The 13,983-nt window shown below is 63.4% G+C and carries 12 protein-coding genes and 1 riboswitch; all 12 genes read right to left on the reverse strand.

Annotated elements, in window-relative coordinates:
• Positions 1-21 precede the first annotated feature (21 nt).
• Positions 22-699: an energy-coupling factor ABC transporter permease gene (locus QTJ18_RS04635; RefSeq protein WP_252753178.1), complete on the reverse strand. Its 678-nt coding sequence runs from the start codon at positions 697-699 to the stop codon at positions 22-24.
• Between the two features lie 53 nt (positions 700-752).
• A riboswitch (cobalamin riboswitch) is annotated at positions 753-975 on the reverse strand.
• 35 nt (positions 976-1,010) lie between these two features.
• Positions 1,011-2,093 (reverse strand): enoyl-CoA hydratase/isomerase family protein, encoded by a 1,083-nt coding sequence (locus QTJ18_RS04640; RefSeq protein ID WP_252753177.1) that lies wholly within the window; start codon positions 2,091-2,093, stop codon positions 1,011-1,013.
• Between the two features lie 212 nt (positions 2,094-2,305).
• On the reverse strand, positions 2,306-3,094 hold the full coding sequence (locus tag QTJ18_RS04645) for a crotonase/enoyl-CoA hydratase family protein (RefSeq protein WP_252753176.1): 789 nt from the start codon (positions 3,092-3,094) through the stop codon (positions 2,306-2,308).
• Positions 3,091-3,948 (reverse strand): hydroxymethylglutaryl-CoA lyase, encoded by an 858-nt coding sequence (locus QTJ18_RS04650; protein WP_252753175.1) that lies wholly within the window; start codon positions 3,946-3,948, stop codon positions 3,091-3,093. Before QTJ18_RS04650 ends, QTJ18_RS04645 begins: the two co-directional genes overlap by 4 nt.
• Positions 3,941-5,893, reverse strand: a complete 1,953-nt coding sequence (locus QTJ18_RS04655) for an ATP-binding protein (protein ID WP_252753174.1) — start codon at positions 5,891-5,893, stop codon at positions 3,941-3,943. The genes QTJ18_RS04650 and QTJ18_RS04655 overlap by 8 nt, the downstream gene beginning before the upstream one ends.
• 21 nt (positions 5,894-5,914) lie before the next feature.
• Positions 5,915-7,519 (reverse strand): carboxyl transferase domain-containing protein, encoded by a 1,605-nt coding sequence (locus QTJ18_RS04660; protein ID WP_252753173.1) that lies wholly within the window; start codon positions 7,517-7,519, stop codon positions 5,915-5,917.
• A 42-nt stretch (positions 7,520-7,561) separates the two neighbouring features.
• Positions 7,562-8,725 (reverse strand): isovaleryl-CoA dehydrogenase, encoded by a 1,164-nt coding sequence (locus tag QTJ18_RS04665; RefSeq protein ID WP_252753172.1) that lies wholly within the window; start codon positions 8,723-8,725, stop codon positions 7,562-7,564.
• A 58-nt stretch (positions 8,726-8,783) separates the two neighbouring features.
• Complete coding sequence (locus QTJ18_RS04670; protein WP_252753171.1) at positions 8,784-9,551, reverse strand: 3-hydroxyacyl-CoA dehydrogenase; 768 nt, start codon at positions 9,549-9,551, stop codon at positions 8,784-8,786.
• 3 nt (positions 9,552-9,554) lie between these two features.
• A complete protein-coding gene (locus tag QTJ18_RS04675; protein ID WP_252753170.1) occupies positions 9,555-10,328 on the reverse strand; it encodes an enoyl-CoA hydratase in 774 nt (257 codons plus the stop codon).
• Positions 10,329-10,353: 25 nt separating this feature from the next.
• On the reverse strand, positions 10,354-11,496 hold the full coding sequence (locus QTJ18_RS04680; RefSeq protein WP_252753169.1) for an acyl-CoA dehydrogenase family protein: 1,143 nt from the start codon (positions 11,494-11,496) through the stop codon (positions 10,354-10,356).
• 4 nt (positions 11,497-11,500) lie between these two features.
• Positions 11,501-12,685, reverse strand: coding sequence for an acetyl-CoA C-acyltransferase (locus tag QTJ18_RS04685; RefSeq protein WP_252753168.1), 1,185 nt, complete (start codon positions 12,683-12,685; stop codon positions 11,501-11,503).
• A gap of 126 nt (positions 12,686-12,811) precedes the next feature.
• The gene (locus QTJ18_RS04690; RefSeq protein WP_252753167.1) at positions 12,812-13,981 is read right to left on the reverse strand and encodes a phenylacetate--CoA ligase family protein; all 1,170 of its coding nucleotides are present in this window, start codon (positions 13,979-13,981) and stop codon (positions 12,812-12,814) included.
• Positions 13,982-13,983 lie beyond the last annotated feature (2 nt).

The following is a 13,983-nucleotide window of genomic DNA, read 5'->3' on the forward strand; positions in this document are numbered from 1 at the left end:
GATCATGGGAACAGTCGAGGCTCAGGCAAAGCTGTGCAGCCGCTCATTGAACATCGGGCTTCGGCTGAGGCGGCTCAGTGCCTTTGCACCGGCGAGAACGGCAAGATCGATCAGCGGCTCCAGGATGACGACAGTCATGTAGGCGCCGCCGAAGGCCCCGATGTCGGCGAGGTTCTGGACGCTGACGCCGTGACCATACAGCGCCCAGAACGCGACCCAGGCAACGATCCCGCCCTGGAAGGCCGTCGAAAGTGCGAGGGTCTGCGCGTAAGTGAGATCGACATAGGCCGTCTTTGCCGGAATGATGCGCCGCGCCAGAAGCCGGATGCCCCATAGCGGCAGCAGCAGCGTCGTCACATTCATCCCATATTGCGGCAGATCCAGCGGGGCGAAGAAGAGACCCTGAAGAAGCAGTCCGGCGGCAAGGCCGATGGCTGCCGGCCCTGCGCCAAATAAAAGGAGAAGCGTCGAGCCGAGGATCAGATGCACCTCAGAGACGCCGACAGGATGATGCGGCAAGACTTCGAAAAAGCAGAATACGAGGACCGTGGTCGCCAGACTGCGCAGGGCAAGCGCGCCGAGGCCGCTTTGCCGGACGGTCTCACCCGCCATCTTGACTGTCAGTCCAAGACCGATTGCTGCGGTTGCATAACTCAACACGAGTTTGGCGCCGTCAACGACGCCGGGTTCGATATGCATGATCTTCTTCCTTATTCCACGCCCACCGCGTGAATGTGTAAAAGTTCGAGCGCGTGCGCCCAGTGCTGATGGCAGGTCTCCTGGCTTGCGGTTCATCACTTCGTCCACCTTCCCAATTCAAAAGAACCAGTGGTGTCTGGACGTCATTCGCCGCTTACAGTTGCGGGGGCAGCCATGGAATCGTGCCGCGCGGGCATCCCACCATGTTCCCTTCGAAGCGACCTTGCTTCGACTCGTCGGCGCAAGCCGACGAGAACCATCACAGGAAGTCTATCGCCGCGCCGGCCCAATTGGCAAGGCGGCCGTGATCCTCATCCACCATGGGAAGGACGGACAGGATCTGACGTAACGGCAAACGAGGGATCGCCGCCCTCGGCCTCACTGGCCATCTGCGCCAGAAGCGCTGGCGGCACGGCGCCGATCTCCGGATAACGCCAGCGCGGCGAGCGATCCTTGTCGATGATGATCGCCCGAATGCCTTCGACGAAGTCCCCATGCTCCAGCACGCGCGACACGAAACGGTATTCGTTGCGCAGGGCCGTGTTCAAATCATCGGCACGGCGTATGGTCGAAAGCGTTGCCAGAAGGGAGATCGGCGATGCGGCCGTCATCGACGCGAGCGCCTTTTGCGCCCATTCGCCGGGTTCTGTGGCGAGCCGGTCGAGGATCCCCGTCACGCTTTCGGCATCGAAGACGCGCGAAATATTGCTCTCAAGCCTTGCCACCTCACTCTCCGGCGGCTCCGAAGCAAAGCTTTCAATCTGGCTGATGTCGCCGCTATCCAGCAGGCTCTGCTTCAGCGCGGGCAAAGACTCGCGCCGGACATAGAAATCGGCGAAGCCGGCATGGATGGCGGTGGCGCCATCCATCCTGGCTCCGGTCAGGCCAAAATATTCGCCGAGCCTGCCAGGCGCGCGGCGCAAGAGATAGCTTCCACCCACATCCGGGATCAGCCCGATCGCGCATTCGGGCATGGCGACGACTGAATGTTCCGTGACCACGCGATGCGATCCATGGGCCGATATGCCGACGCCCCCACCCATGACGATACCATCCATGACGGCGACATAGGGTTTGGGAAACCGGGCGATCAAGGCATTGAGACGATATTCGTCGCGCCAGAACAGATTGCCGGAGGTGAAGTCGCCACTCTTGCCGTAGTGATACATGGACGTGAGATCACCGCCCGCCGAGAAGGCCTTTTCGCTATCGGCATCCACCATGACCAGAGCAATATCTGGATCATCCGCCCATCTCGTCAGCGCCGCCGTCATCGCGTCGACAACCGGCCGGTTGACGGCATTCAAGACCTTTGCGCGGGTCAGCGTGATATGGCCGACGCGGCCCTGCCTGCGGACTGAAATATCCTGATGCGTCTGGTCTTCCTGGCTCACAATCTCTGTCTCCCGCTCAAGCGCTTCTCGATATGGTGGCGCGGCATCGCCATCGCACTCCGTGTCCACTCTATGCTGTTAGGCCTTTGTCCGGCTCCTTTCGGCAGATCCTAACCAGATTTGCATTGGCCTCCCAATGCTTCGTCCGCTTAGTTTGATGTTTCGACGCAGGTTCTGGTCGGAAAACCGTGGGACACTTTTCCGGAACCTGCTTAGTCTGCCCTGTCCCATGCCGGCTTTCGTTTCTCGAAGAAGGCTGCGATCCCCTCGCGCGCTTCGTCCTGCTCCCAGGTGTCCGCCAAGGCTGCAATACTGTCTTCGATCCGTTGAGGATCGACGGAGCGGGACAGCGTGCGCAGGAGGTTCTTGGCCGCGGCGACAGCCCCTGGTGCCGTGGATAGATAGGCCTCTGCTTCGCGCATCGCCTCTCCCAGAAGTGCATCCCGGTCGACAAGGCGGGAAACAATGCCAAGTTCCATCGCCACCCCTGCAGAAAAGCGCTTGGCCGACATAAAGACACGCCGTGCGTGTCCTTCGCCCATTCGGGCCAGCACATAGGGCCCGATCGTGGCGGGGATCAGCCCGAGCCGCGTCTCCGTCAGGCCGAACAAGGTCTCGGGCGCTGCGAGAACCACGTCGCAAATACAGGCAATGCCGACACCGCCGCCAAAGGCGCTGCCATGCACCGCGCCGATCAGCGGCTGCGGCAGGCTGTTCAAGGCACCGAGCATCTCGGCCAGTTTGCGCGCCTCAGTCATCCGCGTCTGGCGATCTGCCGCCATCTGCTGACGCATCCAGTCCAGGTCACCGCCCGCGCAGAACACATCCCCCTCGCCGGCGAGCACGATCGCCCGAAAATCCCGGCGATCCTGCGCCGCAGCCGCGAAAGCGGTCAACTCGGCAATCATCTGGGACGACAAGCTGTTGCGCTTGGCCGGCCGGTTCAGCCGGAGCTGTACGATGCCGCGCGCATCGATGTCGCTCGTGATCGTCTCTGTCATGCCGGGCTCCTCAGTGTGCGGGCAAAGGCCGCGACCTTATCCAGGGCATCAAGATCCAGTCCGGTGTCAAAACCGCTGCGCAGCAGATGCCGGGCGACAAGCTCCGTCGCCACATTGCCGGCAGCGCCTGGCGCATAGGGGCAACCGCCTAGCCCGCCGACAGACGCATCGAACACGCGCAGGCCGGCTTTGAGAGCCACATCGATATTGGCCAGCGCCAATCCGCCGGTATCGTGAAAATGACCTGCGAGCCGGCGGGCGGGGACCTGCTCAAGGACCGCCGACAGCATGGCAAAGACGGCGTCGGGCGTGCCGCGGCCAAGTGTTTCGCCGAGCGAAATCTCGTGGCAGCCGAGCGCCAGAAGCTCCCTCGCGACTTTCGCCACCTGAGCCGGCGCAACTTTGCCTTCGAAGGGGCAATCCGTGACGACGGAGACATAGCCGCGCAGCCGCAACCCATCCGTAAGGGCCGCCTGCGCCACGGGCGCTACGCGATCGAGGCTTTCGGCGATCGATGCATTGAGATTGGCCCGGCTGAAGCCCTCGGTCGCAGAGACGAAGATCGCGACCTCGTCGGCCCCGGCCGCCTTCGCAGCCTCGTAGCCTTTAAGATTCGGGGTCAACACGCAATAGGACAGGCCTGACCGGCGCGGGACACCCGCCATGACCTCAGCCGCATCCGCCATTTGCGGCACCCATTTCGGGCTGACGAAACTGGTCGCCTCGATCCGGCTAAAGCCGCATGCTGCCAGTTGGCGGATCAGGGCCAGCTTCTCTTCCGTCGCGACGAAGCGGCTTTCGTTTTGCAGCCCGTCACGCGGGCCGACTTCGTAGAGTTCGACAAACTCACGCATCGGCCATGCTCTCCGCTTCCAGCTGAACCAGCGGATCTCCTGCGGCTATCTGCTGGCCTTCCGACACGAAAACGGCAGCCACCCGGCCGGCGCGCGCGGCTTTCAGCGTGTGCTCCATCTTCATGGCCTCCAGCAGACATAGAGGCTGATTGGCAGCCACCTCCGTGCCCTCGGAAACGAAGATGGCGCGCACCAGGCCTGGCATGGGCGCAAGCGTCATGTCATCGCCGGGACCCGCGGCAGCATTGCGGTTCAGCGCGTCATGCCGCGTGAAACTTGCCGTCGTGCCAGCGCCGAAGACGTGAATTCCCCCTGCCTCCACGATCCGCAGCGGCGCTTCCCCCTCAAGGCGCCAGCCGGCCCCCTGGCGCCGCGCCCAAAACACCTCGCCGGCAATGTCGACGCGCGCCGCGTCCGGACCCTCGACCGTGATCACCGCATCGATGACCCCATTTTGCCTGTCCAGCCGGACTTGCCGGCTCCGAGGCGACCAGAGGGCAAATCCGGCGGTTGGCGCCTCGCTTATGCCGGCGGCATGCAAGGCAGCGGCCGCGGCCAGGACAGTTTCGCGGCGGGTATGGTCCGACCCTCTTGTGAGATCCGCAAGATCACGGGCAATCAGGCCCGTATCGACCTCGCCGCGGGCAAATCCCGCATGACGCGCCAGCGCCCCCAGAAAGGAAAGATTGGTGACGGTTCCGGCAACCTCCGTCTCGTCCAGCGCCCGGCCGAGCCTCGCCAAGGCGATCGCGCGCGTCTCACCATGGGTGATGATCTTGGCGATCATCGGATCATACCAGGGGGAAATCTCGTCACCGCTGCGAACGCCGGTATCGGCACGGCAATGGTCGGGAAAGGCAAGATGCAGCAGCCGGCCCGTCGCAGGCAGGAACCCGGCCGCGACATCTTCGGCATAGAGCCGCGCCTCAAAGGCGTGGCCGGAAAGCCGGATCTCCTCCTGCCGCAAGGGCAGCCGCTCGCCGCTTGCCACCCGCAACTGCCATTCCACCAGATCAAGCCCGGTCACGGCTTCGGTGACCGGATGTTCGACCTGCAGCCTTGTATTCATCTCCATGAACCAGAAGCGGTCCGGATGAAGGCCCTCGGAGCCGTCGACGATGAATTCGATCGTTCCGGCCCCCGAATAGCCGATGGCTTTTGCCGCCCGGACGGCCGCCGAGCCCATGGCTTCGCGCATTGCGGCTGTCATTCCCGGCGCGGGTGCTTCCTCGATCACCTTCTGGTGGCGGCGCTGCAGCGAGCAATCCCGCTCGAACAGATGCACCGCGTCTTCGCCATCGCCGAAGATCTGCACCTCGATATGGCGGGGTGCGGCCACGTATTTCTCGATCAAAACAGCGTCTTTGCCGAAGGCATTGGCCGCCTCGGATTTGGCCGATCGCAGCGCCTCCGCAAAATCGGCCTTATCATCGACCCGCCGCATGCCCTTGCCGCCGCCCCCGGCGACAGCCTTGATCAGCACCGGGTAGCCGATCGCCTCCGCCTGGCCAGCCAGGAAACCGCCATCCTGTTGATCCCCGTGATAGCCGGGCACCACCGGCACGCCGGCCTGTTCCATCAAGGCTTTGGCAGCATCCTTGAGACCCATGGCGCGAATGGCTTTGGCCGAGGGCCCGATGAAGACGAGACCGGCTTTTACAACGTCATCGACGAAATCCGGATTCTCCGACAGGAAGCCATAGCCCGGATGAATGGCCTCGGCGCCGGTCTGCAGGGCCGCCGCGATGATCAAATCGCCGCGCAGATAGCTGTCCTTGGGGGCGGCGCCGCCAAGCGCCACGGCCTCATCTGCCAGCGCGACATGGCGGGCCTTTGCATCGACATCGGAATGAACGGCGACAGTCGAGACGCCTATCGCCTTCGCCGTCTTGATGATGCGGCAGGCGATTTCACCGCGATTGGCGATCAGGATCTTGCGAAACATCGTCAGGTTCTCCAATCCCGCTCACATGCGGAAGAGGCCGAAACGGGTTTCCCCGATCGGCGCGTTCAGACTTGCGCGAAGCGAAAGGGCAAGAACGTCTCGGGTCTTGCGCGGATCGACGATGCCGTCGTCCCACAGCCGCGCCGAGGCGTAGAGCGGGTGGCTCTGACGCTCGAACATCTGCAGGGTCGGCCGCTTGAACTCCGCCTCCTCCTCCACACTCCAGGAACCGCCTTTGCGCTCGATGCCCTCGCGGCGTACGGTGGCGAGCACGTCGGCCGCCTGTTCTCCGCCCATCACCGAAATGCGGGAATTGGGCCAGGACCACAGGAAGCGCGGCGAGAATGCCCGCCCGGCCATGCCGTAATTGCCGGCCCCGAATGAGCCGCCGACCAGCATCGTGATCTTCGGCACGGCTGTCGTCGCAACGGCGGTCACCATTTTCGCGCCATGTCGTGCAATGCCCTCATTCTCATATTTCCGACCAACCATGAAGCCGGTGATATTCTGCAGGAAGACGAGCGGTATGCCACGTTGCGAGCAGAGTTCGACGAAATGCGCGCCCTTCTGGGCGCTTTCGGAGAACAGGACGCCATTATTGGCGACGATCCCGACGGGGCAGCCCCTGATATGGGCAAAGCCCGTGACGAGGGTTTCTCCGAAACGGGCCTTGAACTCATCAAAGCGGCTGCCGTCAACGACGCGCGCGATCACTTCGCGAATATCATAGGGGGTGCGCAGATCGGCCGGCACGACGCTCAGGAGCTCCTCCGGATCGTAGGCGGGGTCTTCCGGGGCCTGCCATTGGATTCCGGCGCGAGGCTGGCGGTTCAGATTGAAGACGGCCCGCCTGGCAAGCGCCAAAGCATGCCCGTCATCCTCGGCCAGATAGTCCGCAACGCCGGACAGGCGCGTATGCACGTCTCCGCCGCCGAGATCCTCCGCGCTGACAACCTCGCCCGTCGCGGCCTTCACCAGAGGCGGGCCGGCCAGGAAAATCGTCCCTTGATCGCGCACGATGATCGACACGTCGGACATGGCGGGCACATAGGCGCCGCCTGCGGTGCAGGATCCCATCACGACGGCGATCTGGGCAATGCCCATCGCGCTCATCTGAGCCTGATTGTAAAAAATGCGGCCGAAATGGTCCCGATCCGGAAAGACTTCATCCTGGTTGGGAAGATTGGCGCCGCCGCTATCCACGAGATAGATGCACGGCAGATGACAGGCCTGCGCGATCTCCTGCGCCCGCAAATGCTTTTTGACCGTCATCGGATAATAGGTTCCGCCTTTGACGGTGGCGTCATTAGCAAGGATCATGACGTCCTGGCCCTCGACGCGGCCGATGCCGGCAATCATGCCGGCACCCGGCGCGGCATTGTCATACATGTCATGCGCGGCAGTCGCGCCGATCTCGAGAAAGGCCGAGCCGGCATCGAGAAGGTTGGCAACCCGGTCCCGCGGCAGCATTTTTCCGCGTGCGACATGCCGCGCCCTTGCCTCTTCGCCGCCCCCTTCGGCGGCAGCTTCGGCTGCAGCGCGCACGGTTTCGAGAAGGGACAGATGCTGGGCGCGATTGCTGCGCGCGGCCTCTGATGCGGATATAAAGTCGGATTTCAGTTTCATCGGCGCCTCCAGCCGTTATACGCGGGACGAGTGGCGAGGTATTCAGGCCATTGAGGACATCAGCTCCCGGCCGATGAGCATACGGCGGATTTCGGACGTGCCCGCGCCGATTTCCATCAGTTTGGCATCGCGGAACAACCGGCTGACGACACTGTCGCTCAGAAAGCCCGCGCCACCGAGCGCCTGCACGGCCTGGTGTGCCTGGACCATGGCCTGCTCGCTGGCGTAAAGGACGGCGCCGGCGGCATCCTGGCGCGTCACCTCGCCGCGATCGCAGCTCTTGGCCACTTCATACACATAGGCCCGTGCCGTGTTGAGTGCGACATACATGTCCGCGATCTTGCCCTGCATCAGCTGGAAGTTGCCGACCGGCTGCCCGAACTGCTCGCGTGTCGAGACATAGGGCATGACCTCGTCCAGGCAGGCAGCCATGATGCCAAGCCCGATGCCCGACAAGACCACCCGTTCGAAGTCGAGGCCGGACATCAGCACCCGAACGCCCCTGCCCTCTTCGCCCAGCACGTTGTCGAAAGGCACTTCCACCTCGTCGAATATCAGTTCGGCAGTATTGGAACCGCGCATTCCGAGCTTGTCGAAATGGGGGCTGGTGGAAAAGCCTTTCATCCCCTTTTCGACGATGAAGGCAGTGATGCCCTTGGAGCCCGCATCCGGATCGGTCTTGGCATAAACCACCAGCGTGTCGGCATCCGGACCATTGGTGATCCAGTACTTATTGCCTTTCAGGACATAATATCCGTTGCGCTTCGTGGCCCTGAGCTTCATCGAGACGACGTCCGAGCCCGCGCCGGGCTCCGACATGGCCAAGGCACCGACATGGTCGCCCGAAACCAGGCCGGGAAGATATTTCCGGCGCTGCTCCTCCGAACCGTTCAGCTTGATCTGGTTGACACAGAGGTTGGAATGCGCGCCGTAGGAGAGGCTGATGGAGGCGGATGCGCGGGCAATTTCTTCCACGGCAACGGTATGGGCGAGATAGCCCATGCCTGCGCCGCCATAGGCTTCGTCCACCGTAATGCCCAGGAGGCCAAGTTCGCCCATTTCCCTCCACAGGGCATTGGGAAAACTGTTCGAGCGATCAACCTCGGCGGCAATCGGCTTCAGCCTCTCCTGCGCCCAGTCGTGGACGGTCTCCCGCAGCGCTGCGACATCCTCTCCAAGGTCGAAGCGCATCGTGGCATGGAACATGAAATCCTCCTCACTGGCCTCACGGGCCTCACTTGGCCTCGGATCGCCTCGCTTAGCTTCATTTGGGGGCCATGCGGAGGGCGCCATCCAGTCGGATGACCTCTCCATTCAGCATGGCATTTTCGATGATGTGCCGGACCAGCGCCGCATATTCGGCGGGTTCACCGAGGCGCGAGGGAAAGGGCACGGATGCGCCGAGCGTATCCTGCACATCTTGCGGCATCCCGGCCATCATCGGCGTCTTGAATATGCCCGGCGCGATGGTCATCACGCGAATGCCGTGGCGGGCAAGTTCGCGCGCCATCGGCAATGTCAGGCCGACGACGCCCGCCTTGGATGCGGCATAGGCCGCCTGTCCGATCTGGCCGTCGAAGGCAGCAATCGACGCAGTGTTGACGATCACACCGCGTTCGCCGCCTGCATCCGCCTGCGAGCGGGCCATCGCTTCCGCGGCCAGCCGGCCCATGTTGAAGGTCCCGATCAGATTGATCTGGACGGCGCGAGCAAAGCTTTCCAGCCGGTGCGGAGCCTCCCGGCCCAACACTTTCTCACCCGGTGCAATGCCGGCACAATTCACCAGACCCTGCAGTCCGCCGAATTCGCTTTCCGCCAGCCTGACCGCGGCCTGCGCCTCCGCCTCCAGCGTCACGTCGGTTTGGACGAACCGCGCCGAGGCGCCAAGCGCCGCCGCTGCCGCCTCGCCCGCCCGGGCATCGCGGTCGGCAAGCACGACGCGCGCGCCCGCGGAAATCAACATGCCCGCCGTCGCCGCCCCGAGGCCCGATGCCGCGCCTGTGACAAGGAAGGTCTTGCCCGCAATGTCCATGGCTCACCTGTTCTTGAAATTGGCGGCGCGCCGCTCGACAAAGGCCGCCATGCCTTCGGCCCGATCATCCAGAGCAAAGGTCGACTGGAACAGGCGCCGCTCAAACAGCAGACCTTCAGCAAGCGTCGTCTCGAACGCGCGGTTCACCGCATCCTTGGCCATGGCCGCTGCCGGTTGCGACATTCCAGCGACGACAGCGGCAATCTTGACCGCCTCCTCCACCAGATCTGCGGAAGGAAAGACGCGGCTCACCAGACCGCAGCGCTCGGCCTCGGCCGCATCCATCATTCGGCCGGTCAGCACCATATCCATGGCCTTGGACTTGCCGACGAAGCGCGTCAGTCGCTGCGAACCGCCCATGCCGGGAATGGTGCCGAGCTTGATTTCCGGCTGGCCGAATTTTGCACTGTCGGCCGCCAGGATGAAATCGCACATCATGGCCAGTTCGCAGCCGCCACCGAGGGCGAAACCGGAAACGGCGGCGATGATCGGCTTGCGGCGGCCGGTGAACAGCGACCATTCCGCGAAACGATCGGCCACCGCTACATCCTGGAAGGTGAGCGCCTGCATCTCCTTGATATCGGCGCCGGCGGCAAAGGCCTTTTCCGACCCGGTCAAGACGAGGCAACCGATGCCGGGATCGGCGTCGGCATCGGCCGTTACCGCGATCAATTCCTCCGTCACCTTCGAGTTCAGGGCATTGAGAGCCTCCGGCCGATTGAGCCGGATCAGCAGAACCTTGTCCCGCCGTTCGGTGAGGATGGTTTCATAGGTCATCGATTTCTCCTTTGCCGCGTCCTGCTCACGCATCCGCCAGAACCGCGCGCGCAATGATCAGACGCATGATTTCGTTCGTGCCTTCCAGGATCTGGTGAACCCGCAGGTCACGCACGATCTTCTCCACGCCGTAATCCGCCAGGTAACCATAGCCACCGTGCAATTGCAGGGAACGGTTCGCAACCTCCCAGGCATCGTCGGTCACATGCTTCTTGGCCATGGCGCACAGCATTGTGGCATCCGGCTGGCGGGCGTCGAGCGCCGCCGCGGCCCGCCACAGGAAGGTGCGCGACACTTCCAGCGCCGTCGCCATTTCTGCGATCTGGAATTGCAGGGCCTGAAACTCGTTGAGCCTCTGGCCGAAAGCCTTGCGCTCAGAAACATAGGCGATGGCCTTTGAAAGTGCCGACTGCGCGCCGCCGAGGGAGCAGGCGGCAATCGAGGTGCGTCCGCCATCCAGCGCTTCCATGGCGAGTTTGAACCCTGTTCCCTCCGGTCCGAGCATGGCGTCTTTGCCAACCCGCACCCTGTCCAGCAACACTGTGCGGGTGGGCTGGGCGTTCCAGCCCATCTTCTTTTCATTGGCCCCGAAACTCAGGCCCTGTGCGCCCTTTTCGACAATGAATGCCGAAATACCCTTCGGACCCGGCCCGCCGGTGCGTGCCATGACAACGTAGAGATCCGTCTCGCCGGCGCCGGAGATAAACATCTTCTGGCCCGTCAGCAGGTAGGCGTCGCCATCGCGTTCGGCGCGCGTGGTCAAGGCTGCAGCATCCGAGCCGCAGGCGGGCTCGGTGAGGCAGTAGGATGCGAGGATCTCCGCAGTGCAGAGACGCGGCAGGACGTTTTCCTTCTGTGCCGCACTGCCATGCTTGTCGATCATGCTCGCCACCATGTTGTGGATCGACAGATAGGCGGAAATGGCAGGGCAGCCGGTTGCCAGGGCCTCGTAGATGAGAACCGCATCGACCCGCTGGAGACCCGACCCGCCATGATCTTCCGAGACCATGATCCCGCCAAGTCCAAGCTGCGCCGCCTTGCGGATCACGTCTACCGGGAAATGCCGGGTCTGGTCCCATTCCAGGGCCTGCGGAGCGATCTCGTCACGGGCAAAGGTCTCGGCCATGTCGCGAATGGCGACCTGTTCTTCGGAAAGCGAAAAATCCATGGGTTCAATCCAGTCTCTCGAGGGCAATGGCGGTCGCCTCACCGCCGCCGATGCAGACGCTGGCAACGCCTCGCCGCCCGCCGGCCATCTGCAGCGCCGACAGCAAAGTGACGAGAATTCGCGCACCGGAGGCACCGATCGGATGGCCGAGCGCGCAGGCGCCCCCATTGATGTTCACCTTTTCCGGCGGCAAAGCGAGTTCACGCATCGCCGCCATGGGCACGACGGCGAAGGCCTCGTTGATCTCATAGAGATCCACCTCGTCCGCAGACCATCCGCACCGCTGAAACAGGCGCTGCATCGCGCCGATCGGCGCCGTCGGGAAAAGCCGTGGCTCACTGGCATAAGCGGTCTGCGCCACGATGCGTGCGAGCGGCGACAGCCCGCGGCGCTCTGCCTCCTCAAGGCTCATCAGCACCAGGGCCGCGGCTCCATCGCTGATCGAGGATGAATTGGCCGCCGTTACCGTGCCTTGCGGGCGGAAAGCGGGTTTCAGCATCGGGATCTTATCCGGCCGCGCATGACCCGGCTGCTCATCGGTATCGATTGTCGCGGCGCCGGCCTTTCCGGAAACGGTCACCGGCGCGATCTCGTTGCCAAACCGGCCCTCCGAAATGGCAGCCTGCGCACGAGACAGTGATTGCAGCGCATAGGCATCCTGCGCTTCGCGGGTGAACTGGTAGGCTTCGGCGCAATCCTCGGCAAACGTGCCCATCAGACGGCCGCTCTCATAGGCATCCTCCAGCCCGTCGAGGAACATGTGGTCCACGACCCTGCCATGCCCCATGCGATAACCGCCGCGGGCCCTGTCCAGAAGATAGGGCGCATTCGACATGCTCTCCATGCCGCCGGCCACCAGGGTCCGTGCCTCCCCGGCCCTGATTGAATCGCAGGCCATCATCACCGTCTTCATGCCGGAGCCGCACATCTTGTTGATGGTCGATGCCGGTGTCGAGACCGGCAGACCGGCGCTCAGCGCCGCCTGGCGGGCCGGCGCCTGCCCCTGTCCGGCGGTCAGCACGCAGCCCATCAGCACTTCATCGACTTCGGAGGGGTCCAGCCCGGCACGCGCAAGTGCCGATTGAATGGCGACACCGCCCAGTTCGGCGGCCTTCCTGCCCATAAGCGCACCCTGAAAACCGCCAATGGGCGTACGGGCGGCGCCAACGACCACGACGTCATTGCGCATATCTTCCTCCTGACACGAAGACCGCGATCCTCATGCTATGCTCCCGGCCACAGACTTATCCTTTATTCGGCGGACGAGACAAGGGGCGTCTTGCCCGACCGTTTCAGCCATGCCGCGTCCCTCCGATCACTCGTAACTGCGTCGGTCCTCGATCACCTTGCCGTCATTGGGCAGTGCACCCGGCGGCAAGAGCTCCACCTGGCCCCGCATTTTCAGCGTCGCGACAATGCTTTGCTCGTAAAGCGCCGGATTGGTCGCCCGGGTTTCGATCTGCACGGTCATGATGTCCATCTCGCCTTCGCGACTGGCGACGACCCGAGCGCGGGCGATTTCATCGTGACGGGCCACCAGCTGGGCGACCTGTTCAGGCCGTACGAACATGCCCTTGATCTTGGTCGTCTGATCCGCCCGGCCCATCCAGCCCTTGATTCGCCGATTGGTGCGCCCGCAGGGGCTCATCCCCGGCAGGATGGCGGAGAGATCGCCCGTGGCAAAGCGCGTGAGGGGATAATCCGGGTTGAGCGAGGTCACCACGACTTCGCCCACTTCTCCATCCGGAACGGGATGATCGGATCCGGGCCGCACGATTTCGACGATGATCCCCTCATCCATGATGAGCCCTTCCATGGCCTTGGATTCATAGGCGATATTGCCGAGATCGGCGGTCGCATAGACCTGCAGGCAATCGATCCCCTGATCGGCATAGGCCTGGCGCAGGCTGGGAAACAGCGCGCCGCCGGAGACGGCCGCCTTGCGGATGGCAAGCGTTTCTCCCATATCCTGCGCCTTTTCCAAAAGGATCTTCAGGTAATCGGGCGTACCGGCATAGACCGTCGTACCGATATCCACTGCGGCGCGCACCTGAAGTTCCGTCTGTCCCGTTCCTGCCGGGAGCACGGCTGCGCCCACCGCGCGGGCCCCATTTTCAAAGATCATGCCGGCCGGCGTCAGATGATAGCCGAAGCAATTGTGCACGATATCGCCCCGCCCGACGCCCAGGGCATGCAGGAACCGCCCCATCCGCCACCAGTCATGGCTGACCCCGCCCGGTTCGTAGATCGGGCCGGGAGATTGAAAATAATGAACGATAGCGCCTGTCGGCAGCCCGCCGAAAGGCGGCTTTGCCTTTTGCCGTTCTGAGAGTTCGGCCTTGCGCAGGACGGGCAGCGAAGCGAGCGCCGAAAGCGAGCCGAGCCGCGCCTCGCCGCGTTGCGCAAACAGCTCGTTGAGGAGTTTCAACTGGCCGGCCTCGCGTTCATCCTGGGAGCGCGTTTCAAGGTGATCGAAATGAGTCATGA

Source organism: Rhizobium sp. SSA_523, assembly GCF_030435705.1.
Classification (GTDB): Bacteria; Pseudomonadota; Alphaproteobacteria; order Rhizobiales; family Rhizobiaceae; genus Neorhizobium.